This is a genomic window from Rhizobium sp. A22-96, from assembly GCF_053521805.1.
This window is the reverse complement of the sequence record NZ_JBNWDQ010000001.1, coordinates 935,471-961,594: the sequence shown is the minus strand read 5'-3', so window position 1 is coordinate 961,594 and position 26,124 is coordinate 935,471. Positions and strand designations below refer to the sequence as shown.

23 protein-coding genes are annotated in these 26,124 nt (G+C 60.4%); 10 read left to right on the top strand and 13 right to left on the bottom strand.

Annotated features, from left to right (window positions below):
- Nucleotides 1-2: 2 nt before the first annotated feature.
- The 3 genes from ACQZ6F_RS04310 to ACQZ6F_RS04300 all read right to left on the bottom strand — a co-directional run bounded on the left by ACQZ6F_RS04310 (nt 3) and on the right by ACQZ6F_RS04300 (nt 3,473).
- Nucleotides 3-1,538 carry a sugar ABC transporter ATP-binding protein gene (locus ACQZ6F_RS04310; protein WP_449092787.1) on the bottom strand — a complete coding sequence of 512 codons (1,536 nt, stop codon included), beginning with the start codon at nt 1,536-1,538 and terminating at the stop codon, nt 3-5.
- A 73-nt stretch (nt 1,539-1,611) separates the two neighbouring features.
- The gene (rhaS, locus tag ACQZ6F_RS04305) at nt 1,612-2,607 is read right to left on the bottom strand and encodes a rhamnose ABC transporter substrate-binding protein (RefSeq protein ID WP_449092786.1); all 996 of its coding nucleotides are present in this window, start codon (nt 2,605-2,607) and stop codon (nt 1,612-1,614) included.
- 53 nt (nt 2,608-2,660) lie between these two features.
- Nucleotides 2,661-3,473, bottom strand: a complete 813-nt coding sequence (locus tag ACQZ6F_RS04300) for a DeoR/GlpR family DNA-binding transcription regulator (RefSeq protein WP_077467715.1) — start codon at nt 3,471-3,473, stop codon at nt 2,661-2,663.
- 209 nt (nt 3,474-3,682) lie between these two features.
- Between ACQZ6F_RS04300 and ACQZ6F_RS04295 the strand changes: the two genes are divergently transcribed.
- Together ACQZ6F_RS04295 and rhaI are read left to right on the top strand one after the other, a co-directional pair.
- Nucleotides 3,683-5,779: a bifunctional rhamnulose-1-phosphate aldolase/short-chain dehydrogenase gene (locus ACQZ6F_RS04295; RefSeq protein ID WP_449092785.1), complete on the top strand. Its 2,097-nt coding sequence runs from the start codon at nt 3,683-3,685 to the stop codon at nt 5,777-5,779.
- Nucleotides 5,780-6,014: 235 nt separating this feature from the next.
- Nucleotides 6,015-7,307 (top strand): L-rhamnose catabolism isomerase, encoded by a 1,293-nt coding sequence (rhaI, locus tag ACQZ6F_RS04290; RefSeq protein ID WP_449092784.1) that lies wholly within the window; start codon nt 6,015-6,017, stop codon nt 7,305-7,307.
- 5 nt (nt 7,308-7,312) lie between these two features.
- Here the strand turns inward: rhaI and ACQZ6F_RS04285 are convergent, their stop codons facing one another.
- From ACQZ6F_RS04285 to ggt, 3 genes are all read right to left on the bottom strand, one after another.
- Entirely contained in the window at nt 7,313-7,759 is a 447-nt protein-coding gene (locus tag ACQZ6F_RS04285; RefSeq protein WP_449092783.1) for a PIN domain-containing protein, read from the bottom strand.
- On the bottom strand, nt 7,759-7,989 hold the full coding sequence (locus ACQZ6F_RS04280) for a type II toxin-antitoxin system Phd/YefM family antitoxin (RefSeq protein WP_449096324.1): 231 nt from the start codon (nt 7,987-7,989) through the stop codon (nt 7,759-7,761). Before ACQZ6F_RS04280 ends, ACQZ6F_RS04285 begins: the two co-directional genes overlap by 1 nt.
- Nucleotides 7,990-8,070: 81 nt before the next feature.
- Nucleotides 8,071-9,660, bottom strand: coding sequence for a gamma-glutamyltransferase (gene ggt, locus ACQZ6F_RS04275; RefSeq protein WP_449092782.1), 1,590 nt, complete (start codon nt 9,658-9,660; stop codon nt 8,071-8,073).
- A 395-nt stretch (nt 9,661-10,055) separates the two neighbouring features.
- Here ggt and ACQZ6F_RS04270 point away from each other — a divergent pair, with 395 nt between their 5' ends.
- Nucleotides 10,056-10,844 carry an HpcH/HpaI aldolase family protein gene (locus ACQZ6F_RS04270; RefSeq protein ID WP_068393877.1) on the top strand — a complete coding sequence of 263 codons (789 nt, stop codon included), beginning with the start codon at nt 10,056-10,058 and terminating at the stop codon, nt 10,842-10,844.
- 59 nt (nt 10,845-10,903) lie between these two features.
- Here the strand turns inward: ACQZ6F_RS04270 and ACQZ6F_RS04265 are convergent, their stop codons facing one another.
- A complete protein-coding gene (locus ACQZ6F_RS04265; RefSeq protein WP_449096323.1) occupies nt 10,904-11,236 on the bottom strand; it encodes a hypothetical protein in 333 nt (110 codons plus the stop codon).
- A 48-nt stretch (nt 11,237-11,284) separates the two neighbouring features.
- Between ACQZ6F_RS04265 and ACQZ6F_RS04260 the strand changes: the two genes are divergently transcribed.
- The 7 genes from ACQZ6F_RS04260 to ACQZ6F_RS04230 all read left to right on the top strand — a co-directional run bounded on the left by ACQZ6F_RS04260 (nt 11,285) and on the right by ACQZ6F_RS04230 (nt 19,099).
- Entirely contained in the window at nt 11,285-12,337 is a 1,053-nt protein-coding gene (locus ACQZ6F_RS04260) for a LacI family transcriptional regulator (protein ID WP_449092781.1), read from the top strand.
- Nucleotides 12,338-12,572: 235 nt separating this feature from the next.
- Nucleotides 12,573-13,502, top strand: coding sequence for a sugar phosphate isomerase/epimerase family protein (locus ACQZ6F_RS04255; RefSeq protein WP_449092780.1), 930 nt, complete (start codon nt 12,573-12,575; stop codon nt 13,500-13,502).
- A 10-nt stretch (nt 13,503-13,512) separates the two neighbouring features.
- Nucleotides 13,513-14,634: a Gfo/Idh/MocA family protein gene (locus tag ACQZ6F_RS04250; RefSeq protein ID WP_449092779.1), complete on the top strand. Its 1,122-nt coding sequence runs from the start codon at nt 13,513-13,515 to the stop codon at nt 14,632-14,634.
- A gap of 210 nt (nt 14,635-14,844) precedes the next feature.
- Nucleotides 14,845-16,092, top strand: a complete 1,248-nt coding sequence (locus ACQZ6F_RS04245) for an ABC transporter substrate-binding protein (RefSeq protein ID WP_077467725.1) — start codon at nt 14,845-14,847, stop codon at nt 16,090-16,092.
- Nucleotides 16,093-16,163: 71 nt separating this feature from the next.
- The gene (locus ACQZ6F_RS04240; RefSeq protein ID WP_077467726.1) at nt 16,164-17,102 is read left to right on the top strand and encodes a carbohydrate ABC transporter permease; all 939 of its coding nucleotides are present in this window, start codon (nt 16,164-16,166) and stop codon (nt 17,100-17,102) included.
- A complete protein-coding gene (locus ACQZ6F_RS04235; RefSeq protein WP_449092778.1) occupies nt 17,102-18,010 on the top strand; it encodes a carbohydrate ABC transporter permease in 909 nt (302 codons plus the stop codon). Before ACQZ6F_RS04240 ends, ACQZ6F_RS04235 begins: the two co-directional genes overlap by 1 nt.
- A gap of 3 nt (nt 18,011-18,013) precedes the next feature.
- The gene (locus ACQZ6F_RS04230) at nt 18,014-19,099 is read left to right on the top strand and encodes an ABC transporter ATP-binding protein (RefSeq protein ID WP_068393868.1); all 1,086 of its coding nucleotides are present in this window, start codon (nt 18,014-18,016) and stop codon (nt 19,097-19,099) included.
- A gap of 34 nt (nt 19,100-19,133) precedes the next feature.
- Here the strand turns inward: ACQZ6F_RS04230 and ACQZ6F_RS04225 are convergent, their stop codons facing one another.
- The 6 genes from ACQZ6F_RS04225 to ACQZ6F_RS04200 all read right to left on the bottom strand — a co-directional run bounded on the left by ACQZ6F_RS04225 (nt 19,134) and on the right by ACQZ6F_RS04200 (nt 26,061).
- On the bottom strand, nt 19,134-19,682 hold the full coding sequence (locus ACQZ6F_RS04225; RefSeq protein WP_449092777.1) for a glutathione peroxidase: 549 nt from the start codon (nt 19,680-19,682) through the stop codon (nt 19,134-19,136).
- A 79-nt stretch (nt 19,683-19,761) separates the two neighbouring features.
- Complete coding sequence (locus ACQZ6F_RS04220) at nt 19,762-21,612, bottom strand: ABC transporter ATP-binding protein (RefSeq protein WP_449092776.1); 1,851 nt, start codon at nt 21,610-21,612, stop codon at nt 19,762-19,764.
- Between the two features lie 52 nt (nt 21,613-21,664).
- Nucleotides 21,665-22,423, bottom strand: coding sequence for a DUF1028 domain-containing protein (locus tag ACQZ6F_RS04215; protein WP_449092775.1), 759 nt, complete (start codon nt 22,421-22,423; stop codon nt 21,665-21,667).
- Between the two features lie 5 nt (nt 22,424-22,428).
- Entirely contained in the window at nt 22,429-24,216 is a 1,788-nt protein-coding gene (locus ACQZ6F_RS04210; RefSeq protein ID WP_449092774.1) for a gamma-glutamyltransferase family protein, read from the bottom strand.
- Between the two features lie 22 nt (nt 24,217-24,238).
- A complete protein-coding gene (locus ACQZ6F_RS04205; RefSeq protein ID WP_449092773.1) occupies nt 24,239-25,117 on the bottom strand; it encodes an ABC transporter permease in 879 nt (292 codons plus the stop codon).
- On the bottom strand, nt 25,114-26,061 hold the full coding sequence (locus ACQZ6F_RS04200) for an ABC transporter permease (RefSeq protein ID WP_449092772.1): 948 nt from the start codon (nt 26,059-26,061) through the stop codon (nt 25,114-25,116). Before ACQZ6F_RS04200 ends, ACQZ6F_RS04205 begins: the two co-directional genes overlap by 4 nt.
- Nucleotides 26,062-26,124: the final 63 nt, after the last annotated feature.

Genomic DNA, 26,124 nt, shown 5'->3' with positions numbered 1-26,124 from the left:
CCCTATGCATTTCCTGTGGCGGCACGCACCAGCGTTTCCGGTGTCAGTTCCTCACGGTCGAACAGACCGGCCGAAAGCCCCTCTTTCATCACAAGCACGCGGTCCGCCATGCCGATGATCTCCGGCAGCTCTGAGGAGATCATGATGATGCTGAGGCCTTCCGCCGCCAGCTCGCTGATGAAGCCGTGGACGGCAGCTTTCGAGCCGATGTCGATGCCCTTGGTGGGCTCGTCGAGGATGATGATCTTCGGCTGAGTTGCCAGCCATTTGCCGATGACCACCTTCTGCTGGTTGCCGCCCGAGAGCGTGCCGACCGGTACGGAAAGGGCGGCCGCGCGCAGATCGAGCCTTTCGGCATATTTGCGCGCCAGCGCGAATTCATTGGCCGCCTTCAGGAAACCCTTGCGCGAGGTGCGCCCGAGTGAAGGCAGCGACATGTTCTGATAGATCGGCATCGGCAGTGCTAGGCCATGACGGCCGCGCTCTTCCGGCACGTAGACTATGCCGGCGCGAATGGCGTCCTGCGGCGAGCGTACCTGGATTTCACGACCGTCGAGCGTCAGGCGCCCGGAAAGCGGACTGGTGATGCCGAAGAGTGATTGGCAAAGCTCCGAACGCCCAGCCCCGATCAGGCCGTAAACACCGAGAATCTCGCCGCGCCTGAGCTTGAAGGAGATATCGCGGAACTCCGTGCGATGACAGTATCTATCGACTTCGAGAACAGCTTCTCCGAGTGCTACGGCAACCTTGGGAAATGCGTTGCCGACATCGCGCCCGACCATCATGCGGACGATCTCGTCCTGCGGCGTTTCCTTGAGCTTACCCTGGCCGACGGCGCGACCGTCACGGAAGACGGCGAAATTGTCGGCGATCTCATAAAGCTCGTCGAACTTGTGGCTGATGAACAGGATAGCCTTGCCCTTGGCCTTCAAGCCCTCGACGATGCGGAAGAGATCGTCGATCTCCTTGCGTGAGAGGGCGGCGGTGGGCTCGTCCATGATGACGATGCGGGCATCGATCGACAGCGCACGGGCGATCGCGACGAGATGGCGCTGCGCGATGGAAAGGTCTTTCAGCCGGGTCGAGGGGTCGATGGCGCTTTCCAGCGATTCCAGCAACTCCCTCGAGCGGCTGTTCATCGTCTTCCAGTCGATAGTGCGCCAGGACGTGCGCGGCGCGTGTCCAAGGAAGATGTTTTCGGCGACCGTCAACTCGTCGAAGAGCACGGTCTCCTGGTGGATGGCGGTAACGCCGGCATCGATGGCCGCCTGCGCATTGGCAAAGGTCGTCGGCTTGCCGTCGATCAGGATCTCGCCTTCGTTCGGGCGGTAGATGCCTGTGAGAATCTTGACGAGCGTCGATTTGCCGGCGCCATTTTCACCGATGAGAGCGGTGACCTTGCCAGGGTAGAGAGAAATGCTGACGCCATCCAGCGCCTTGACGCCGGGAAAGATCTGCGAAATGCCGCGCATTTCCAGAATGGCCGTGTCACTTGCGGCTGCTGCGTTCGTGACGGGTCGTTGAAGGACAGTGGACATCAGCAATATACCGGATCAATGAAACCAGGTCCGGCGGCTGACGCCGCCGGAGAGCTGTGGATACGATTTTCGATCAGAAAACCTTGGAGAACTGATCGATATTCGTGGCGTTGTAGACGAACGGGTCGGCCATGGCGGCTTCGCCGTTTGCGTCGACCTTGATCTTGCCCATGCGGCCGGCATTGATCTCGCTGCCCGGCTTGCCGTCGGTCTCACCCTTGACGAGGCGATAGGCGATCTGCGTTGCGGAATAGCCGAGGTCGATCGGGTTCCAGATCGCGAATTCCTTCGTCGCGCCGGACTTGATGGCGCCGGCCATTTCAGACGGCAGTCCGAGGCCTGTCACGTAGACCTTGCCGATCTTGCCGGCATCCTTGACGGCCTGCGAAGCGGCGAGCACGCCGACGGTGGTCGGAGCGACGATGACCTTGACTTCCGGATGTGAGGTCAGGAGGCCCTGTGCCTCGCGATAGCTCTTGTCCGAAAGGTCGTCGCCATAGACTGTCGTGACCAGATTGAGGCCTGGGAAGTCCTTCAGCTGCTTCTTCATCTCGCCGATCCAGATGTTCTGGTTGGTCGAGGTGGTGGTGGCCGACAGGATGGCGAAATCGCCCTTGCCGCCATCGAGATGATCCTTGGCGAGCGTCAGGCACATCTTGCCGATCAGCTCATTGGAGGATGGGTTCAGCTGCAGGATGCGGCCAGCCTTGGCGACGCCGGAGTCCCAGGAGATGACCTTGATGCCGCGCTGGGTCGCCTTCTTGAGTGCGGGGACGACGGCATCGGGATCGTTGGCGGAAATTGCAATGGCATCGACACCCTGTGCGATCAGCGAGTTGATCACTTCGATCTGGCCTTCGGCCGTCGTCGAGGTCGGGCCGGTGTAGATCACCTGCACGCCGCCGAGATCCTTGGCGGCTTCCTGCGCGCCCTTGTTGGCGGCTTCGAAGAAGCCGTTGCCCAACGATTTTACCACGAGGCCAATCTTGATGTCTTTGGCACTGGCGGTCCCGGCCATCAGTGTCGCGGCGAGCGCGACGCCGATCGCCAATTTCTTTGCTATATTCATGTCTCTTCCTCCCAAGTTGATAGGCTCTGCTCACCCCATCTGAGCCGCGTCCCTTATGCGACCGACGGGGAATCTTCCTCCTCGGCCTCAGCCGAAACATTTGCGATAATCAGCGACACGCCGGCTCCCTCGATCATCCGCACCGTGTCTGCCGAAATGCCGTCATCTGTGATGATCGTCGTTACCTGTTCGAGCGGGCAAAGGATCAGGCTCGAGCGCTGACGGAACTTGCTGGAGTCGACCATCAGGACGAGTTCGTCCGCCTGCCGCATCAGCTTCTGCTCGCTCTGGATCAGCAGTCCATCCGCTTCCATGATGCCGAGCGGGCCGACACCCTGCGCGCCGAGGAACATGCGGCGCGCATAAAAATTGCGGGTCGTATCGTTGTCGAAGGGCGAAAGGATGAGGCTCTGCTCGCGATAGATCGCGCCGCCCGGCACCGTCACCGTATTTTTCGAATGCTTGACCAGATGCTCGGCGATCGCGAAGGAATTGGTCATCACCTGCAGCCGGAAGGCCGAGATGTAATGGACGAGCTGGAACGTCGTCGTGCCGCCATTGATGATGATGGCATCGCCGGGGCTGCAGAGTTCCGCCGCCTTGCGCGCAATTGCGCGTTTCTTGTTGATATTTACGGATTCTGAGACGCGGAAGGGCCGGCCGACGAGATTGCCAAGCTGCGGAGGATGGATCGATTCCGCCCCGCCGCGCACGCGCCGGATCTTTCCCTGCACGTGCAGGGCTGCGATGTCACGGCGTATCGTCGCCTCCGAAGCCTCCGTCAGCTCGGAAATATCCTGAATCGTCACGACAGGCTTTTCCTGTACGGCGCTCAGAATAATGCGGTGGCGTTCACGTTCGTGCATCGGTTCCTCCTTGGTGGCGGTTATTTCGTAAATATGACAAGGTGTCAATCATAAACGATCATAAACTTTCATATTGCATCGCAACATTGTCAAATATGATCGTTTTCGATTGACAAGGTGAGTATACGTGAGCGATACCCTGCTCACAAAGGGCGGTTCCACTCATGATCCGATCCGTCCGCAAGACTTGATTTTCAAGGGAGGATGACATGGCGGCTGACGTTCAGCTTCTGAAGAACCGTTGGGATGATGCATATGCTGCTGGCCTCGATGAGCCGGGCAAACTGCTTTACCGGTCGAATCTGCTGGGTGCCGACAAGCGTATCACCAACTACGGTGGCGGCAATACGTCGGCCAAGGTCATGGAAACCGATCCGCTGACCGGAGGGAAGGTCAGGATTTTGTGGGTCAAGGGTTCCGGCGGCGATGTCGGCACCATCAAGCTCGACGGCTTCGCCACGCTCTATCAGGACAAGCTCGACAGCCTGAAGAGCATCTACCAAGGCGTCGCCGACGAAGACCGCATGGTTGGCTTCCTGCCGCATTGCACCTTCAATCTGAATGCCCGCGCTGCCTCCATCGATACGCCGTTGCATGGTTTCGTGCCGTTCACCCATGTCGACCACATGCACCCCGATGCCATCATCGCCATTGCTGCGTCGAAGAATTCGCGCGAACTGACGCGGGAGATTTTCGGCGACGACATCGGCTGGCTGCCCTGGCGCCGCCCCGGCTTCCAGCTCGGCCTCGATCTCGAAGCCTTCGTCAAGACGCATCCGAATGCCAAGGGCGTCGTGCTCGAAAGCCATGGCCTGTTCACCTGGGACAATGATGCCAAGGCCTGCTACGAGCTGACGCTTGCCATCATCAACAAGGCGATTGAATGGTTTGCCGCCAAGACGGAAGGCAAGACCATTTTCGGTGGTGCCGCCGTTCAGAGCCTGCCACAGGCGGAGCGCCGTGCGATCGCAGCGCGGCTGATGCCCGAGATCCGCGGCCGCATCGGCAAGGCGGAACGTAAGCTTGGCGACTTCGATGATCAGGCCGCCGTGCTCGAATTTGTCAATTCGAACAATCTTCGCCCGCTCGGCGCGCTCGGCACGAGCTGCCCGGACCATTTCCTGCGCACCAAGATCCGCCCGCTGATCGTTGATTTCGATCCGGCCAAGCCCGACGTCGATGCTGTCATCGCCGGCCTCGACAAGGCGCTGGAAGATTACCGCGCCGACTACGCCCGCTATTACAACGACTGCAAACACGACAATTCGCCCGCCATGCGTGATCCGAATCCTGTCATCTTCCTGGTGCCGGGCGTCGGCTTGCTGTCCTTTGCCCGCGACAAGGCGACCGCCCGCATCGCCGGCGAATTCTACGTCAACGCCATCAACGTCATGCGCGGCGCATCCACCGTTTCCGAATATCAGGGCCTGCCGGAGCAGGAGGCCTTTGATATCGAATATTGGCTGCTGGAAGAGGCAAAGCTGCAGCGCATGCCGAAGCCGAAGAGCCTGGCGGGCAAGGTCGCCTTCGTCACTGGCGGCGCCGGCGGCATTGGCCGCGCCACGGCGGCGCGCCTGGTGGGCGAGGGTGCCTGCGTGGTGCTGGCGGATATCGACGAGACGGCGCTCAAGGGCACGCACGAGGATTTCATCAAGAAATTCGGCGCCGATGCGGTGCGCAGCGTCAAGCTTGACGTCACCAAGGAAGACGCGGTCATTTTCACCTTCGCCGAGGCCTGTGTCGAATTCGGCGGCATCGATATTCTGGTGTCCAACGCCGGCATCGCCTCGTCGGCGCCGATCGAAACCACCGAGCTTTCGATGTGGAACCGCAATATCGACATTCTCGCGACCGGCTATTTCCTGGTTTCGCGCGAAGCCTTCCGGCTGTTCCGCCGCCAGAACCTCGGCGGCAACGTCGTCTTCGTCGCCTCGAAAAATGGCCTTGCCTCGTCTCCGAATGCAGCGGCCTATTGCACGGCCAAGGCCGCCGAAATTCACCTGGCACGTTGCCTGGCATTGGAAGGCGCGGACGCGGGCATCCGCGTCAACACGGTCAACCCGGATGCGGTCCTGCGGGGATCGAAGATCTGGAACGGCGAATGGCGCGAGCAGAGGGCCGCCTCCTCGAAGATCGAGGTGGACGAGCTGGAAGAGCATTACCGCAAGCGCTCGATGCTGAAGCTGAATGTGTTCCCCGAGGACATTGCCGAGGCGATCTATTTCCTGGCTTCGGACCTCTCCGCCAAGTCGACGGGCAATATCATCAATGTCGATGCCGGCAACGCGCAAAGCTTTACGCGGTAACGGATGGGGAAGTGGCAGCCTCAGGGCCACCCTCGTGGTTCGAGGCTTTGCCGCCATCGCTTCGCTTTTGCGGCAGCGCACCTCACCATGAGGGTGGGGTAGCGATTGCGCCAACTGATGGGAAGGTCAGCCCTCACCCTGAGGTGGCCCGCAGGGCCTTCGAAGGGCGAGGGCGAGTCATGGCTTGCAGGTGGTCGCACTATAAGATTTCGAATGACGTATTTGGGAGGAAAGAATGGCCGAGTTTAGAATTGCGACCGATCTGGTCGCCGCCGAAAACGACAAGCGCGCCGCCGCGCTGAAATCCGACTATGAGGCGCTTGGCGCCACGCTTTCCCGCCGTGGCGTCGACGTCGAAGCCGTGACGAAGAAGGTCTCCGAATTCTTCGTCGCCGTCCCATCCTGGGGGGTCGGCACCGGCGGTACGCGCTTTGCGCGCTTTCCCGGCACCGGCGAGCCGCGCGGCATTTTCGACAAGCTCGATGATTGCGCCGTCATTCAGCAGTTGACGCGAGCGACGCCGAAAGTCTCGCTGCATATCCCGTGGGACAAGGCAGACGTGAAGGAGCTGAAGGCGAAGGGTGAGTCACTCGGCCTCGGCTTCGATGCCATGAATTCCAACACTTTCTCCGACGCGCCCGGCCAAGCACATTCCTATAAGTTCGGTTCGCTCAGCCATGTCGACGCTGCAACCCGCGCCCAAGCCGTCGAGCACAACATTGAGTGCATCGAGATCGGCAAGGCGCTCGGCTCGAAGGCGCTGACAGTCTGGATCGGCGACGGTTCGAACTTCCCCGGCCAGAGCAATTTCACCAAGGCGTTCGAGCGTTATCTTGCCGCCATGGCCGATATCTACAAGGCGTTGCCCGACGATTGGCGGCTGTTTTCCGAACACAAGATGTACGAGCCGGCCTTCTATTCCACGATCGTGCAGGATTGGGGCACCAATTACCTGATCGCGCAGACGCTTGGCCCGAAGGCTCACTGCCTGGTCGATCTCGGCCATCACGCGCCGAACACCAATATCGAAATGATCGTCGCCCGCCTCATCCAGTTCGGCAAGCTCGGCGGCTTCCACTTCAACGATTCCAAATATGGCGACGATGATCTCGACGCCGGCGCCATCGAGCCCTACCGCCTGTTCCTCGTTTTCAACGAGCTGGTCGACGCCGAACGGCGCGGGGTCAACGATTTCAATCCGGCACATATGATCGACCAGTCGCACAATGTCACCGATCCGATCGAAAGCCTGATTTCCAGCGCCAACGAGATCCGCCGCGCCTATGCACAGGCTCTCATTGTCGACCGCAAGGCGCTCTCTGGCTATCAGGATGCCAATGACGCGCTGATGGCATCCGAAACGCTGAAGCGCGCCTATCGCGCCGATGTCGAGCCGATCCTGGCCGAAGCCCGCCGCCGCGCCGGCGGTGCCATCGACCCGGTCGCGACCTATCGGGCAAGCGGCTATCGCCAGAAGGTTGCCGGCGAACGCCCGGCCTCGGTTGGTGGCAGCGGGGGGATTATCTGAGAGCCTTATAGTTCCGGCGGATTGGCAAACGGATCGAGTGATCGGACGTCCATTAGCTGGAAGTGCCTCAGGTTCCGGGTGAGAACCGTGTAGTCGTGCCGCAGCGCCGCTGCGGCAATGGCTGCATCTTCGAACCCAGGGTCTCCACCGCGCCCGACTGCTTGATCGAATAGGCGGCCGGCAATGCGCGCGGTCGCCGTATCGAGCGTCAGGATACGTTCACCATAGAGATGAAGAGTAAGTTCGAGCCATTCACCAAGCAGACTGGCTTTCTTGCTGGCGCCTGTGCGTTGGGCCTTCGCGATGCCTGCTTCTATTTCAGCAACGGTGACGGCGGACAGAAAAAATTGATCGGCATGCGCCGCGATCCAAGCCCGAACCGCCTGTGACAATAGATCTTGCGCCCGCAACGGCGATGTTGCCGAAATGATATTCGTATCAAGGAGATACATCAGATGTCGGCGTCGCGCAGCGATCGGCCCGGCTTGCGTGCGGGCAGATCGTCGTCTTCCAATGGGGCGTTGGTGAGCAACCAGCCAAAGGACGGAACCTGCTTCAGCTTTTGATATTCGTCATAGGAAATGATGACAGCTGCGCGCTGTCCATGGCGAGTGATGACAGCGCCATTGCCATCGAGAGCATCATCGACAACGGCGGAAAGTGTTGCCTTCACGTCCTTCAACTGAATTTCTCTCACGGGTCACCTATATGACTAGTATGGTCATAATGTAGGCGCCTAGTGAAATCCCGTCAATCTCTGCTCTCAATAACCCAGCGCGATCCCATCCTTGCGGTGGTCGGAACCGCCGAGCAGGATGCCGCGTTCGTGGTCGATCATGATCGCCTGCGCGCCGCCGATCGGCTCGTCCGCCCATTCGACGATATGGCCGCGGCGTTCGAGATTTCGCTTCGTTTCTTCCGATATCGTCGGCTCGAGCGACAGCTTGCCGCCGAAAGAGAAGCTTCGCGGCTGGTCGCTTGCCTGTTGCGGATCGAGATCGCGGTCGAGGATCTGGGTGAGCATATGTGCATGGCCGGCTGCCTGATATTGCCCGCCCATGACGCCGAAGCTCATGCGCACCTTGCCGTTCTCCATCAGCATGGCCGGGATGATCGTATGGAAGGGAAGCTTGCCGGGGCCGATGGCGTTGGGATGACCCTGCTTGACAACGAAGCCGGCGCCGCGGTTCTGCAGGAGCACGCCCGAGCGCGGTGCGTAAATGCCGCTGCCGAAAGCCATGAAAACTGAATTGATCAGCGAAATGGCATTGCCGTCGCGATCGACGACCGAGACATAGACCGTGTCGCGATGCTCCGGACCATCCCAGATACTGGTGTCAACGGCGCGCTCGAGGCTGATCTTTGCCCGCATGGCTTCGATCGAGCGATCCGACAGCAGGGCGTCGATGTCGAAGGTCACATGGTCCGGATCGCAGATCAGCTGGTCACGCATGGCATAGCCGGCCTTGGTCGCTTCGGCATGCAGGTGGATGCGGTCGGCTTCGGAAAGCTTGGGGTCGCGAAGATCGAAGCCGTCGAGGATGCGGGTGATCAGCAGAGCCGCTAGACCCTGGCCGTTTGGCGGGCATTCCACGAGATCATGGCCGCGAAATTTGCCCGAGATCGGCTTGGTCTCGAATGCCCTGAAGTCGGCGAGGTCGCTTTCCTCGTGCAGACCGCCCAGCGATTTGAGCAGCGTCGTGATCTCTTCGGCCACCGGGCCGCGATAAAAGGCGTCACGACCATCCTTGGCGATGGCTTTCAGCGTCGCGGCAAGAGCGGGATTGGTGATGCGTTCGCCGGTTCGGGGCGCGCGGCCATTCGGCAGAAAATAAGCGGCTGCCCCCGGATATTTGGCGACGCGGTCGCTATAGCGATGCCAGTCGAGTTCGACGCGCGGCGTGATGCAATAGCCCTCCTCGGCGGCGGCGATGGCCGGCGCCAGGACGCGATCCATGCCGAGCCGGCCATAGGAGCCGATCAGGTGGCACCATGCGTCTATCGCGCCGGGAATAGTGACGGCGTGCGGGCTGTCGTCCGGGATCGCAGTGAAGCCCTGTTCGAGGAAATAATCGAGTTTGGCCTTTTGCGGAGCGCGGCCGGAGCCGTTGAGCGCAATAGGCATGCCGCCACCGGCGCTGTAAAGGGCAAAGCAGTCGCCGCCAATGCCGGTCATATGGGGATCGATGACCGATTGTAGCGCGACTGCGGCAACCGCGGCATCAACGGCATTGCCACCGGCGCGCAGGATGTCGACGGCGGCGAGCGTTGCCAGGGGGTGCGAGGTTGCGGCCATGCCCTTGTCCGAAATGGCGACCGAACGGCCGGGCTTGAAAAAATCTCGCTGCTGCATGTCGTCGACGTCCTCTATCTGCCTTGCGCCCATCCGCGCAGGGCGCGGTGTCGATAGTGTTTTAAGGGGTTTTCATCGTCATGGAAGTGCTGAGCCTTGTGGCCTTGCGTTTTTCAGAGGCCTTTCATCTGCGCAGCGTGTGATCGGGTCGCTAAGTAGCGAAGATGTCCGGATATTTGTCATGTTCATCTGCCAAATTCGAGATGAAGCTGGCATTGTCGTCACGACGATCGTGGCAGCGTCTGCTTTTTTGATGCCTGTGCTCCGAATGGTCACTTTAGGGTGGCCCGACTCTGGGAATTGAGTATTGTCGATGGCAATGGTGGCCATGATTTGAACGTTGATGGCGATCGCGAAAGACAGAGCTTGCGCTCGATCAGGTGAGGAAATTCAATATGACGACTGACATTAACGGCTTTGCCGGGCGCCTGAAGCGCCGCGAAAATGGCGGCATGATCTCCGGCTGGGTTGGCACGCCCGACCCGATGTTCGTCAATCACCTTGCCCAGGAAGATTTCGATAGCGTCGTGCTGGATATGCAGCATGGCATGTGGGACATGACGTCGGCTGCAAACGGCATTGCCTATGTCAGATTGACCGGCAAGCCGGCCATTGCCCGCATCCCCGTCGGCGATTTTGCCTCCGCGTCGAGGCTCCTGGACGCAGGCGCTTCGGGCATCATCGCGCCGATGATTAATTCTGCCGACGACGCCCGCGCCTTGGTGAAGGCAACGAAATATCCGCCGCTTGGCGAGCGCAGCTGGGGGCCTTCGCTCGCCCTCAATCATTTTGGCCTGCCGGCGGAAGATTATCTGCAAAGCGCCAACAGCTTGACCGTTACCATTGCGATGATCGAAACCCGCACGGCTCTGGATGCGATCGACGAGATCCTTGCCGTCGACGGCATCGATGGCATCTTCGTCGGTCCGTCCGATCTTTCCATCGCGCTTTCGAATGGCGCGCGGCTTGCGCCCGATAGCGCTGCGATTGATCAGGCACTCGCCACCGCGCTCGCACGCTGCCGCGCCCACGGCAAGGTCATCTGCGCCTTCGCTGGTGATGGCGAGCGCGCCGGGCAATATCTGAAGCTCGGCCTCGATCTGGTGATCGCCGGCACGGATACAGCGCAACTGCGCGCGGGTGCCCGCGCGGCCATTCAGGCTGCGCGAAAAAGCGCTGATTGATAATCGGCCGGGATAAAAGCTGCCCGGGGTATTCCACGGGCAGCGAGCGATGGGTTGCGCTAGTTCACCAGCTTTACGTAGCAGGGCCGGTAGGTCTCCGTACCGCAGCCGCCACCGACGGCTTGCGCCGGTGTAATTGTGTTTTGGATAGCGATTGCCGCGAGTGCGACGGCGATGATTGTCAAAACAGTTTTGGTATATCTGTCCATGAGCCATTCTTTCAAAAGTGGTGCTGCAATGTTATGCACTTTAAAATTGCTTTTATAAAAGTCAATTACAAAAAGTTGCATCTGGCGGCTTTCTGTTAGCGAGCGCGCCCGCCAAGGAATTCCCGCCTTTCCCTGGTCAAGGAGTGCCGTAGCGCACTTGCGTCGCCAATCAGCTGCGGGCATTCTCGCGTCGACATGGCGGAGCGAAACGATTTGGCGAAAGTGCATGCATTGGCAGTAGGACGTGGCTTGCGCCGCGAAGCGGGCCAGCGGGTGACCTTGCGTACCGTTGCGACGGCGCTCGGCCTCTCGGTCACAACTGTCAGCCGGGCCTTGAAAGAGGGACCGGAGGTCAATCGCGAAACCATTGAGCTGGTCAAGCGTGTTGCGGGTGAACTCGGCTATCGCCCCAACCTCGGCGGCATCAATCTTCGTACCGGCAAGACGCATGCGATTGGAATCGTGCTGCCATTTGGCCGCGAAGGCGAGATGAACATTGTCGTCGCCTCGCTGATCGAGGGCGCATCGCGCTATATGAAGGCTAGGGGTTACCGCACGACCATCGTGCCGCAATTGCAGGCCGATGATCCGCTGGCGACCGTGCGCGATATCGTCGAGGAGGGGTCCGTCGACGGCATCATCATCACGCATACGACACCGCAGGATGATCGGGTGAAGTATCTGCTTGAGGTCGGCATGCCTTTTGTCACCTTCGGCCGTACCGAACTGTTGAGCTTGCATCCGAGCATCGATCTCGATCACGAGGTGATTGGGGCACAAGCCGCGCGCCTGCTTCTCGATGCCGGCCATAGCAAGCCGCTGCTGATCGCGCCCAGCAACCAGTTCACCTATGGTCTGCAATTCGTCCGGGGCTGGCGAAAAACCTTTGCCGAACGCCATCTCGAAGTCGCAGATGATCTCATCCATTTCACAGGTGCAACACCCGATAGCGGTCGCGAGATGGCGAGGCACGTGGCGGCGCGAAATCCGGATGCAACGGCCGCCTTCGTTGCGAGCGAAGAGGCTGCTCTCGGTTTTCTTGCCGGTCTTCGCGACATCGGGCGCCAAGCCGGACAGAATTTCGCCTTGATCACCTACGGCGGCACGGCACTCCCTGATTTCTTCAATCCGCCGCTCAGCACTTTTTATTACTCCAACCACGCGATCGGTGAGCGACTGGCGGCCTTTCTAAGCCGGGCAATCGCCGGTGACGATCCCGGCGAATTGCGTGAAATCGTCCAGGCCGAATTCGTCGATCACAATAGCCAGAAGTTATCAGTCTGATCTTTGCGGCACTGAGCGGGGATCATGTATCCTGGCAAGCCGTTCGTAACGTTACGATTTTCGTATTTCGTCGGTAAGCTGACTGTTTTGTGGCGCAAGCGGCGGCTTGACAGCTGCGTTATTATCTATCATTCGTAACGTTACGAATTGCTGTTTGGAGGGGATAGAGGCTCCGATCGGCAAGAAGATGAAAGCCTCGCCGCAGGCGGGCAATCATATTCCAAGGGAGGATGACGTGAGCCAGGGCTCGCTTTTTTTCGGATCACCAATCTGGACGTTCAATTGGAACCCGCCTTACGCCGCACCATTGCGGCGGCTGGCCCGCACCGGCTGTAAAGGCTTCGAGCTGACGGCATGGTCGGTCGACATGCTGGCCTATTATACGCCGGAGACCATTCGCGAGTTGAAGCACATCGCCGATGGCGAGGGGCTGGTGCTCACCAACTTCTTCTTCAATCTGCCCTTCAGCCGCGCCGCGAATGCTCCGGTTTCGACAGTCGATCTCGAGGGCTACAAGCGCGGAATGGATGTGGCAGCTGAGATCGGCACGCCTATCGTTACCAGCATGACGCCCTATCCCTTTCAATCCGACGTCAAGCCGATCCTCCAGCGCCCGATTTCGCAGGAGTGGGGTGCAGTCGTCGAGCCGCAATGGGACTGGACGGGTGAATATGATCTGGTGGTCGACGGCTTTGCCAAGGCCTGCGAGATTGCCGCTGCGGTCAATTTGCGGGTTGCGATCGAGCCGCATCCCTATCGCTGGGTCAGTTCCGGCCAGGGCATGCTGCGCCTGATCGAACGTACCGGCGCTCCCAACCTCGGTCTGAATTTCGATCCGAGCCACCTCTTTCCCGCCGGCGACATGCCGCATTACGTCGTGCTGGCGCTCGGCGATCGCATCTACAACACGCATTTTTCCGACAATGAGGGCCATACCAACGCCCATTGGCGACCGGGGCGCGGCAAGATCGACTGGAAGGCCATTTTCGCGGCGCTGCAGGCGATCAGCTATTCCGGCCCGATCACGCTGGAGCTGGAGGATGCGCCGGGTGCGTCGCACTGGACGCATTTCCGCGAGGCGACACCCGAATTCGATGAGGAAATGCGGCGTGGCATGAGCTATCTGCGCGGCGCCGCCGCCGAACTCGATATCACCATTTCCTAGAGGCTGCCCAATGAGCAACGAACCCATGAAAGTCGGCATTGTCGGCGCCGGCAATATCAGCGCCACCTATGTCGCAACCCTGCACATGTTCGATTTCATCCGCGTGAAGTCCGTCTACGATCTCTACGGTTCATCGGCGCAAAAGCTGGCCGCGCAGTTCGGTATCGAGGCCGTGGCGCTCGACACGATGCTGGCTGATCCGGAAATCGGCCTGATCATCAATCTGACGACGCCGGTGTCGCATTATGCCATCAGCAAGAAGGCGCTGCTTGCCGGCAAGCATGTCTATTCGGAAAAGCCGCTCGGCGTCTCAATGGTCGAAGCGGAGGAGCTGATGTCGCTCGCACGGGCAGGCGACCTGCGGCTCGGCTGCGCTCCCGACACTTTCCTTGGCGGCGGCCATCAGCTGACGCGGAGGCTTCTGGACGAAGGCCGCATCGGCAAGACGATCTCGGCTACCGCCATGCTGCTTTTGCCCGGCCATGAGCATTGGCATCCCAACCCCGCCTTCTTCTATGGTCGCGGCGGGGGGCCGATGCTGGATGTCGGTCCCTATTATGTCACCAACCTGATTGCCCTGCTCGGACCGGTGCGCGAAGTCTTCGGAACGGCAAAGATCACCCGCATCGAGCGGACGGTGAAAACCGATCCGCATCGCGGCGAAACGATCAAGGTACTGGTGCCGACGCATCTGACCGGCGTGATGGAGTTCCACAGTGGCGCCACGGTGACCATCGCCACCAGCTTCGATGTCATCAAGCACAAGCACAACCAGATCGAGCTTTATGGTTCCGAGGGAACCATGGTGACCCCGGACCCGAACAACTTTAGCGGCAAGGTCGAGATATTCCGCGATGGCGGCGAGGCCTGGGAAGAGATTGCGGTCGACCATCCCTATACCGAAGGCGTGCCCGGTCATCTGGGCTTGCGCGGTTTGGGCGCGGCGGAAATGGTTGATTCCCTTCGCTCCGGGCGCCAGCATCGGGTATCGTCCGAACTTGCCTTCCATGCCCTGGAAGTCATGACGGCATTCGAGCGCTCGTCTCAATCACGCAGCGTGGTTGCAATCCATAGTAGCTGCGGCCGTCCGGACCCGATACAACGTACAATTAATGAGGGACGTTTCGCATAGGCTGCGCTATAGCTTAGGAAAATGCAGTCCTTTTGGACTGTGGACTTGACGAAGGGGCAATGCCTGAGGAAGCATTGCCCACTTGCCGCAGGGAACGGAGGCCCGGCGGCATAGCTTTGGAGGATTACAAAATTCGGCGGTCGATGTCCGGGGGGACTACGGTCGCTGAGCACAAGCGTTTGGAGAACGTTTTCAAAGGAGGAGGAACATATGCGTAAATTGATGATGGCATTGGTCGGCGCCACGGCGTTGGTCGCGGCAAGCGTGACCGGCGCTCTGGCCGAAGGCAAGAAAGCCGAAGTCCTGCATTGGTGGACGTCCGGTGGCGAAGCCGCCGCAGTGAAGGAACTGGCCAAGGCCTTCAACGCTGCCGGCGGCGATTGGGTGGATACCGCGATCGCCGGCTCCGGCTCGACGGCTAGACCGATAGGCATCAACCGCATCATCGGCGGCAACCCGCCGACGGCGATGCAGTTCAACACCGGTACGCAGATGAACGATCTCGCCCAGCAAGGCCTGCTGCGGCCGCTTGACGATCTCGCCAAGGAACAGGATTGGAAATCCGTCCTGACCCCAGCCTTCTACCAGGCCATCCAGTTTCAGGGCCATATCTACGGCGCGCCGATCAACGACCACGGTCAGAACTGGCTGTTCTACTCCAAGCCCGTTTTCGCCAAGGCAGGCGTGACCGAAGAGCCGAAAACCTGGGATGAAATGTTTGCCGCGCTCGACAAGATCAAGGCTGCAGGCCTGACCCCGGTCGCCGTCGGTGGCCAGCCCTGGCAGCTACAGCTGATGTTCAACGCCATCCTTCTCGGTGAAGGCGGCAAGGACCTCTACGGCAAGGTCTGGAAAGACCTCGATACCAATGCCGTCAAGTCCGACAAGTTCAAGCATGTCGCTGAAGTCTTCGCCAAGCTGCGCAACTACCAGGATGCGGGCAGCCCGAACCGCGACTGGAACGTCGCGACCGGCATGCTGATCGACGGCAAGGCCGGCATCCAGTTCATGGGAGACTGGGCCAAGGGCGAATTCATCCATGCCGGCCTCGTCGCCGACAAGGATTTCGGCTGCATCCTCGGACCGGGCGAATCCAACTTCATGATGGGTGGCGACATCTTCGTCTTCCCAGTCTTGAAGGACAAGACGGCGGTCGATGCCCAGACGCTGCTGGCAACGGTCATCATGTCCAAGGAAGGTCAGCTGGCCTTCAACTCCAAGAAGGGCTCCGTGCCGGTTCGTCTCGATGTTGATACGTCGAAGCTCGATGCCTGCGCGCAGAAGGGCCTGAACGCCCTCAAGGATCCGACCCGTCAGATCCTGACCTCTGACGTGCTGACGCCGCAGGACATCGTCCAGACGGAAGGCGACTTGATCGCCCAATATTGGACGACCCCCAGCATGACGGCAGATCAGTTCGCCGATCAGTTCGCCAAGGTCATCGACCAGGCGAAGTAAGCTTCAATCGACATCCATGCGGTGGCAGGTTCGCCTGCCGCCGGTTTTCATGAATGCTGAGGAGGAGCGCCATGAGCACACCTGAAACAAGCGCTGCCGTTGTCGGTGCGACCGTCGTAAAGCCGGGCGCAACCCGCAGGAAAATGCGTTTTTCGCCCTATATCGCCCTGTTCCCGGCCTTCGTCATCGTGCTGTTGGCTTATGTCGTGACGGTCGTCTGGAACATCTGGATATCCTTCACCGACAGCAAGGTGCTGCCGGTCAATATTTTCGTAGGAACCAAGCAGTACGAGCGGCTGTTTGACACCGCGCGCTGGCAGATATCGCTGCAGAACGTCGTGGTTTTCGGCATTCTCTTCATCGCCGGCTGTCTGATCCTCGGCTTTCTTCTGGCGGTTGCTCTCGACCAGAAGGTTCGCTTCGAAAACACGTTCCGGACGATCTTCCTCTATCCCTTTGCCATGTCCTTCATCGTCACGGGCCTCGTCTGGCAGTGGATCATGAATCCGACGCTTGGCCTGCAGAAGGTCGCCGACAGCATCGGCTTCACCTGGTTCCGCTTCGACTGGATCGTCCAGAGCGATCTGGCGCTCTACGTCATCGTGCTGGCCGGCATATGGCAATCGACGGGCCTGGTCATGGCGATCATGCTGGCGGGATTGCGCGGCGTCGACCGCGAACTATGGAAGGCGACGCGCATCGACGGCATTCCGAGCTGGCGAGTCTATCTCCACATCGTCATCCCGATCTTGAGGCCGACCATCATCACCGCCAGCGTGCTTCTGGCGATCGCCGTGGTCAGGGTCTACGAACTCGTGCTGGCGACAACCGGCGGCGGGCCTGGGATTTCGACCGAAGTGCCCGGGAAATTCATCATGGATTACCTGTTCGGCCGCGGCAATATCGGGCTGGCGACCGCGGCATCGACCGTCATGTTCGCGACCGTCGTCGTCGTGGTGACGCCCTGGCTCTACTACGAATATTTCCGTGAAAAACCGAGGGGCAACTGATGACGATACCATCTTCCGTCTCAGCGACCATGCAGGGTCCGACCGGGCGCAAGCCGCAGCATCTGACGCCCGGGCGCATCGGCCTCTATGCCTTTCTGGTCATGGCGGCACTGTTCTTCCTGCTACCGCTTTATGTAATGCTCGTCACCTCGTTCAAATCCATGCCGGAGATCCGGCAGGGCAATATCTTCGCCTTTCCGCAAGCGTGGTCTGCCGATGCCTGGGTGCAGGCATGGAGCACGGCCTGCACCGGCCTTGAATGCGGCGGTATCAGCGTCGGCTTCTGGAATTCGGTAAAGATCCTGATCCCGAGCATGATCCTGTCGATCTTCATTTCGTCGCTGACCGGCTATGCCTTGTCCTTCTGGCGGGTGAGGGGCGCAAATGTGCTGTTCGCCATCCTCCTTCTCGGGGCATTCATTCCCTATCAGGTATTCATCTACCCGCTGGTGCTGATCTACCGCGACATCGGCATCTATTCGACGCTGCCCTGCATCATCATCACCCACACGGTCTTCGGCCTGCCCGTGCTGACGCTGCTGTTTCGCAACTACTATTCCAGCCTGCCGATGGAACTGTTCAAGGCGGCGCGCATCGATGGGGCAGGGTTGTGGCAGATCTTCTTCCGGCTGATGATCCCCATGTCGATCCCCATCCTCGTCGTTGCGGGGATCCTGCAGGTGACCGGCATCTGGAACGACTTCCTCTTCGGCGTCGTCTTCGCCGGCAGGGAAAACTTCCCCATGACCGTGCAGCTCAACAACATCGTCAACTCCACCCAGGGCGAGAAGCTTTACAACGTCAACATGGCGGCAACCATTCTGACCGCCCTTATTCCGTTGATCGTCTATTTCGGTTCGGGTCGCTGGTTCGTGCGCGGTATCACCGCGGGCGCAGTCAAGGGATAGTTCATGGCCAATGTTTCCATTCGCGAACTTGCAATCAATTTCGGCGCTGTCAATGTGCTGAAATCGCTCAATCTCGAAGTGAATTCGGGCGAATTCATCGTCCTGCTCGGCCCCTCCGGTTGCGGCAAGTCGACCCTGCTTAATGCCATTGCCGGCCTTACCGATATCAGTGACGGCCAGATCTGGATCGGCGACAAGAACGTCACCTGGGAGGAGCCGAAGGATCGCGGCATCGGCATGGTGTTTCAATCCTATGCGCTCTATCCGACGATGACGGTCGAAGGAAATCTCTCCTTCGGGCTGCGCATTGCCGGTATGGCGAAGGAGGAGATTGCCCAGCGCGTCGATCGTGCCGTGCAGATCCTGCAGATCGATCCCTTGCGCAAGCGTCGGCCGGGCGAACTCTCAGGCGGCCAACGCCAGCGCGTCGCAATCGGCCGGGCCCTGGTGCGCGATGTCGATGTCTTCCTGTTCGACGAGCCGCTCTCCAACCTCGACGCCAAGCTTCGAACCGAACTGCGCGTCGAGCTGAAACGACTGCACAGCGGCCTCGGCTCGACCATGATCTATGTCACGCACGACCAGATCGAGGCGCTGACGCTGGCCGACCGCATCGCGGTCATGAGCGGCGGCGTCATCCAGCAATTCGCCTCGCCGAAGGAGATCTATCGGCGCCCCGTCAATCGCTTCGTTGCGGGCTTCGTCGGCTCGCCCTCGATGAACTTCTTGTCGGGGCAAGTCACGAGCAGTAACGGCGTGCCGGGCTTTCGGCTTGCAGATGGCCGGACGATCGATCTCAACGGCTATGAGTTTTCCGGCACGCCCGGCGAGGGCCGCAAGGCGACGCTTGGGGTGCGGCCCGAGCAGATGCAGTTCAACGCGGCCAGCGATCGCGCCTCAAGCCTGCCGGCGACCTTCACGATCGTCGAGCCGATGGGGTCGGACAATCTGATCTGGGGCCAGGTTGGCAATGAAACTGTGTCGGTGCGTATCGATGCCGATGAAGAGGTCGCGCTGAACAGCGAGCAGCCGGTCTATTTCCAGCCGGCTCTCGCATCGTTGTTCGGCGAGGATGGGCAGCGACTCTAAAGTAACTCCCGGAGGTCTTCCGTCTGGAAGCGCTTTATGAGCGGGCCAGTTCCTTGTCGAGAGCAGACAGAAGACGCGGATCATCCGCTGTCACGTCAGGCGCAAAGCGAGCGGCGACCTTGCCGTCGCGGCCGATCAGGAATTTCTCGAAATTCCACACGATGCCGCCATCCTGTCCGGTTTCAAGGCCGTGCTTTGCCAGGCGCTCGCGCATCGGCCCGTCACCCGTCGTTTCGACGCCGGAGTTGATGAGGCTGTTATAGAGCGGATGCCGCTCCTCGCCCGTGACAGCGATCTTGGAAAACATCGGGAACTGCACGTCATAGGTCAGTGTGCAGAAGCTCAGGATATCCTCGTTCGTGCCGGGTTCCTGGCCCTTGAAATCATTAGCGGGAAAGCCGGCGATGACGAGACCTTCATCGCGCTTGTCCTCGTAAAGCTTTTCCAATCCCTCATATTGGACCGTCAGCCCGCATTTGGAGGCGACGTTGACGACCATGATCACCTTGCCGCGATAGTCGGCAAGCGTCGTATCGCTGCCGTCGATCCTCTTTACCGGAATATCGAGCACGCTATCGGTCATTTCATTCACTCCAAGTAAGACGGGAAACAGGATGCTGATATTTGCCTGGATTTGACGGACGTCAAGGTCAGAAACCGGCTCAGGCGGCCTCTTCCATTCTGACGAGATGGCCGGTTGAGACTTCGCGGTAGTGCCGCGTCGGCGGCGTGTATCCCACCGGCCGCACCGGGCTCTTCAATTCATCGACAGCCAGATTGCGCTTGATCCCGCGGCGCGACGGATCCGGCACCGGAACCGCCGCCATGAGCTTCTTCGTATAGGCATGCTGCGGGTTCTCGAACACGGAAGCGCGGGGGCCGATTTCGACGATCTCGCCGAGATACATCACCGCAACGCGATGGCTGACACGCTCCACCACGGCCATGTCATGCGAGATGAAGAGATAGGAGAGATTGAGGCTCTGTTGCAGGTCCATCAGCAGATTGCAGACCTGCGCCTTGATCGAAACATCTAGCGCCGACACACTTTCGTCGGCAACGATCACCTTCGGGTCGAGGGCAAGCGCGCGGGCAATGCAGATGCGCTGGCGCTGGCCGCCCGAGAATTCATGTGGGTAACGGCTCATCATATCAGCTTTCAGGCCGACACGCTCCAAAAGGTCGGCGGCTTTCTCGCGAGCCTCGGCGCGCGTACCGAGGCGATGTTCGATGAAGGGCTCGGCGACAGCCGCTCCGATCGTCATGCGCGGATTGAGGCTGGCGAAGGGGTCCTGAAAGATCATCTGGATGCTGCGGCGCATGCGGCGCAGATCAAGTGTATTGAGCTTCATCACGTCATAACCGTCGAGGCGAACCTCGCCGGATTTGGGATTGATGAGACGCATGATGGAGCGCCCCGTCGTTGACTTTCCACAGCCGGATTCGCCCACCAAAGACAGGGTTTCTCCCTGAGCCAGGTCGAAGGAGACGTTCTCGACCGCATGAATGGCGCCCGTGGGGCGGGCGAGCAGGCCGCCGCGAAGTTCGAAGCGGGTGACGAGATTCTTGACTTCGAGAACCGGCGTCTTGCCATGGTCGACCGTGTCGGCAAGTGCCTTGGGTTCGCTGCGCTCGCCAGTCTGCGCGTCCACGACGGGAAAACGTAAAGGCTGGGCCTGATCCTTCATCGAGCCGAGCCGCGGTACGGCCGACAGCAGCGCACGAGTGTAGGGATGCTGGCCGCGATGGAAGATGTCATCGGTCTTGCCTGTTTCCACCGCTTCGCCGCGATACATGACGATGGTGCGGTCGGAAATCTCGGCGACGACACCCATGTCGTGGGTGATGAAGAGAACGGACATGCCTTCCTCCTCCTGCAGCACCTTGATGAGGTCGAGGATCTGCCCCTGAATGGTGACGTCAAGCGCCGTCGTCGGCTCGTCGGCGATCAAGAGTTTCGGGCGCGAGGCAAGCGCCATGGCGATCATCACGCGCTGGCGCATGCCGCCGGAAAACTGATGCGGATATTCATCGAAGCGCGAGGATGCGTTGGGGATGCGCACCTTCTCGAGCAGGCGAATGGTTTCCGCTCTGGCCTCAGCCTTGGAGATGTCGCCATGGCAGGTGAGCGCTTCGGAAATCTGCCGGCCGATGGTGAAGATCGGATTGAGAGAAGTCATCGGCTCCTGAAAGATCATGGCGATGTCCTTGCCCCTGACCTTGCGCATCTCGCCCTCCGGAAGAGTAAGGATGTCGTGGCCATTGAGCCGGACGGAACCTTCGATACGGCTGCTGCCCTTGGCGAGAAGCCGCATGATCGAGAGCGAGGTGACGCTCTTGCCGGAGCCGCTTTCACCGACGATGGCAACCGTTTCTCCCGGTATGACGTCGAAGGAGATGTTCTTGACCACCTGACGCCATTCGCCGTCAACCAGGAACGAGGTCGTCAGATTGGCGACGGAAAGAACGGGCTGCACACTCGGATCGTTCTGTTGCGTTGTAACGGTCGGCATAGAGTTCCCTTTTTATGATCTTACGCGCTGGCCAGATTTCAATCGACGCTGTTCATGATGGTGTCGGTGGGGTGGCGAAGGAGGCCGAAAGACGCCCCTCGGCAATCCTTGCGGCGTCGAGAGCCGCAATCTTCTCGTCGATCTCGCGGCGGTCGGTCATCCCACTCGGGTTCTGCCGTGTCGGCATGGTTTCGCCGACATGGAGATAGCGTTCCTGCGCGACAGCATAGAGCCGTTCGAGTTCGGTGAGCGGATCGGCGCTGTCATCGACGCGGATGTTCAGCCAGGCATAGTCCTGATCGCGGCAAATCACGAGCGCGGCCGATTGCTTGCCACGCTTGTCGCCGCCGGCATATTCGCCGGCGCGCATGGCTTCGAGCAATCGTTCGGCCAGCGGCTTTCCCTCGGTCTTCTTGAAGGTCGCAAGCGTCTCGGCAATCACCTGCGGACCCGCCAGCATATTGCCAGCAACCGAGACATTGTCATCGACCAGATGGCCTGCCCAGTCGACGCACTTGGCACCGGTAAAGGCGGCATTGTTGCCCTTGCCGTCGATCAGCTGGAACTGCCGTTGCTCGCGCCCCTCGTCGCGGGCGCTCAGCGTTTCGACAATCTCGCCGGGAGTATGACCGGTGGCCAGCATCGCCAGTCCATCGATGCCGTAAAGCGGGTTGGCGAAGGCCTGTGTCGCGACAGCGCCTATGCCGCCGCGAACATGCGGCACGATGCTGCCGACGGCAAAGAAGCGCGTGGTGACGGCGATGGCGAGATTTCCAGTTTCCGGCTCTCGGGCAACGATCGACCAGGTCATCGGCTCTATCTCCCAATGGCGTAGGCTTGCATCAAACGCGGTGTTGCTGCAGCGCGCAAGAGGCCATCTCTATCTCGCCGCGCTGCGGTAAGTCGCCCCACCGTCCATTCGGCCGCGACCGTCAGCTGATGGCCCTTCCTGCGGAGGGCATCGAGCACTTCGGTGTTGAAGTTCGCCTCCGCCGTCAGGCCGCCGGGCTCGCGGGTGCGCGGATAGAAGGAGCTCGGGAAATGCGTGCTGTGGAACAGCGGCTTGTCGATCGCTTCCTGAAGGTTCAGTCCGTGGTGGACATAGCGCAGGAAGAAGGAAAGCTGCCACTGCTCCTGCTGATCGCCGCCGGGTGTGCCGAAGGCGAGCGTTGGCCGGCCTTCGTGCAGCGCCAGCGTCGGGGTCAGCGTCGTACGCGGGCGTTTGCCCGGGGCAAGCGAGGAGGGCAGGCCCGGCTTCAGCCAGAACATTTGCGCACGCGAATTCAGGCAGAAGCCGAGGCCGGGGATGATCGGTGAGGATTGCAGCCAGCCACCGGAGGGAGTGACGGAGACCATGTTGCCTTCACGGTCGATCACGTCGATATGCACGGTGTCGCCGCGCTTCTCGGTCAGATGCGACATTGTGGGTTCATAGACCGCGCCGCCCTTGGCTTCGGGAGTTTCGAGCATCTTCATGGTGAGATCGTACTGGCTCTCGAAGCCCGGCAGCCTGCCCGGGCGCAATGCAAGTGAGGCCTCAGGGGAAATGAGCTTGCGACGCTCATCGGCATAGGCATCCGACAGCAGGGTATCGAGCGGCACGGCCGTGAAATTCGGATCGCCGTAATAGACTTCTCGATCGGCAAAGGCGAGTTTCATCGCTTCTGTGACCGTGTGAACGAAGTCCGCGCCTGCCGGATCCATACCGCCAATGTCGAAGCCCTTGAGCAGCGACAAAGCTTGCAGAAAGACTGGCCCTTGGCCCCACGGACCGATCTTGGCGACGGTCCAGCCGTGATAGTCGTAGGTCTGCGGCTCTTCGATCGTGGCGTGCCAATTGGCCATATCGTCGGCCGTCAGCACGCCCTTGTGGCGCTGGCCGCTTGCATCCATCACTTCGGCCTTGCTGACGTAGCTCTCGATCGCCTCGGCGACAAAACCGCGATAAAAAGCGTTGCGGGCTGCCTCGATCTGGTCTTCGCGGCCGCTCTTGCTCTCCGACTCGGCGACTACACGCTTCCAGGTTTCGGCAAGCACCGGATTCTTGAAATTGGACCAGGGTTCCGGGGCTGAGCCTCCGGGAAGCCAGGTCTCATAGGAGGTCGGCCACTCCTCGCGATAGAAATCGGCAAGCCCCGCAATGGTGGCAGAAACGCGCGGCAGGATGGGGTGGCCGTTCTCGGCATAATGGATCGCCGGTTCCAGAACGTCACGGACAGTGAGCCTGCCGTAATCGCGCAGCATCATCATCCAGCCGTCGAAGGCGCCGGGGATGACGGTGGCGAGCAGGCCGTCGCCGGGGATCAGTTTCAGCCCTTCATTCGTATAATGCTCGATCGTCGCGCCGGCCGGCGCCGGCGCCTGAGCGCAGATGACCTCAACTTTGTCCTTTTTCTTCGAATAGAGGATGGCGGGCATATCGCCGCCCGGCCCACAGAGATGCGGCTCGACGATCTGCAGCACGAAGCCGGTCGCGACGGCGGCGTCGAAGGCGTTGCCGCCCTTTTCGAGAATGCTCATGCCGACGGCCGAGGCAATCCAGTGCGTCGACGTGACAACGCCGAAGGTTCCGAGGATTTCAGGGCGTGTGGTGAATGCGGTCATTGGGGGCACCTTTTCAGTTTATTCATGCTTCGCGCGGGTCGAGCGCATCGCGCAGGCCGTCGCCGAGGAGATTGAAGCCGATCACGACGAGAAAGATGGCGGCACCCGGCCACATGGCCATCCAGGGCGCCTGTTCGAGATAGTTCTTGGCGACATTGAGCATCGAGCCCCAGCTCGGAGCCGGCGGCTGCTGGCCGAGCCCGAGAAAGGAGAGGCTGGCTTCCGCGATGATGGCGGTCGCGATGGTGAGCGTCGCCTGCACCAGGATCGGCGCAAACACGTTCGGCAGGATATAGCGGGTGATGATACTGAAATGGCGCAAGCCGATCGAGCGGGCGCCTTCGACATACTCCTCCGTCTTGACTGCGAGCACCTGGCCGCGCGTCAGCCGCACGAAAACAGGTGTTGCCGAAAGGCCGATCGCGATCATCGCATTGGTGAGGCTCGGTCCGAGAAAGGCGGCAAGCGCAATCGCGGTGATCAGGAACGGCATCGCCAGAAAGGCTTCGGTGATGCGCGAGATGATTTGGTCGATCCAGCCGCCGTAATAGCCGGAGACGAGGCCGAAGGGCACGCCGATCGCGACGGCGATGGCGACCGAGAAGATGCCGGCCATCAAGGATGCCCTGGCGCCCCAGATCATGCGGGAGAGAATATCCCGGCCGAGATCGTCGGTGCCTAGCCAATGGGCGGCCGATGGCGCCTTGCGGATCGCCGACCAGCTGGTTGCGACCGGGTCCGGGATGGGCAGCAGCGGCGCGAACGCGGCGAGCACGGTAAAGAACAGGATGATGCCAAGCCCGACCAAGGCCCCCTTGTTGGCCTTCAGCTTTCGCCAGGCCCGATTGGGAGCGCGCTTGGCCGAAGGGGCCGCCGCGGCCGTCTGAACGATCGTGCTCATAGGGCAGCCCTCATGCGCGGATTGAGGAGGACATAGAGAATGTCGGCGATAAGGTTCATGAGGATGAAACCGATGGCCGTGCAAAGCACGACGCCCTGGACGACTGCGTAATCCCGGTTGAAGACGGCATCGACGATCAGCTTGCCGAAGCCTGGGATGGTGAAGATCTGCTCGGTCAGGACAGCGCCGGCCAGAAGCTCGCCGAAGAGCAGGGCGCTGACGGTGACGATGGGCAGGACGGCATTGCGGAAGCTGTGCTGCAGGACCACGGCCGCCTCCGGCAGACCCTTGGCGCGAGCCGTACGGATATAGTCGGCACTGAGCACGCTCAGCATCGCCGAACGGGTATGACGCATCAACGTTGCCGCCAGTGCATTGCCGAGCACGAAAGCGGGCATCAGCATGGTCTGGATCGAACGCCAGGGGTCCTCGAAGAAGGGTAGGTATCCCGAGGCCGGTAGCCAGCGGAGCTTCACGGAAACCAGCAGGATCAGCATGATGCCGAGCCAGAAATTCGGCACGGAGAGGCCGCACAGCGCGACGATATTGGCGAGGAAATCGATGAAGGTATTCTTCTTCACGGCCGCCAATATGCCCATGGGAATGCCGATGACGAAGGCGAAGATCATCGACATGACGGCAAGCTGGATGGTGACCGGCAGCTTTTCGGCGACCAGCGTCAGCACCGGTTGGTTGGTACGCAGCGAAACGCCAAGATCGCCCTTGGCGACACCCTGCAGCCAGTAGCCATATTGATAGATGACCGGGTCATTGAGCCGATACTTCTCGCGCAGCAGCTCGAGAACCTGCGGATCGCGTTCTTCGCCTGCCATGGCGAGCACTGGATCGCCGGGCAGAAGCTTCTGCAGGGAGAAGACGAAGATCGAAATGATCAGCAGCGTCGGTATCGCGACGAGCAGCCTCTTTCCGATATAGCTATACATGGGCAGATCCTCGCCGCGATGTCGAATGCCGGAAGAGCCATGCGGGGAGAGCCCGCATGGCGG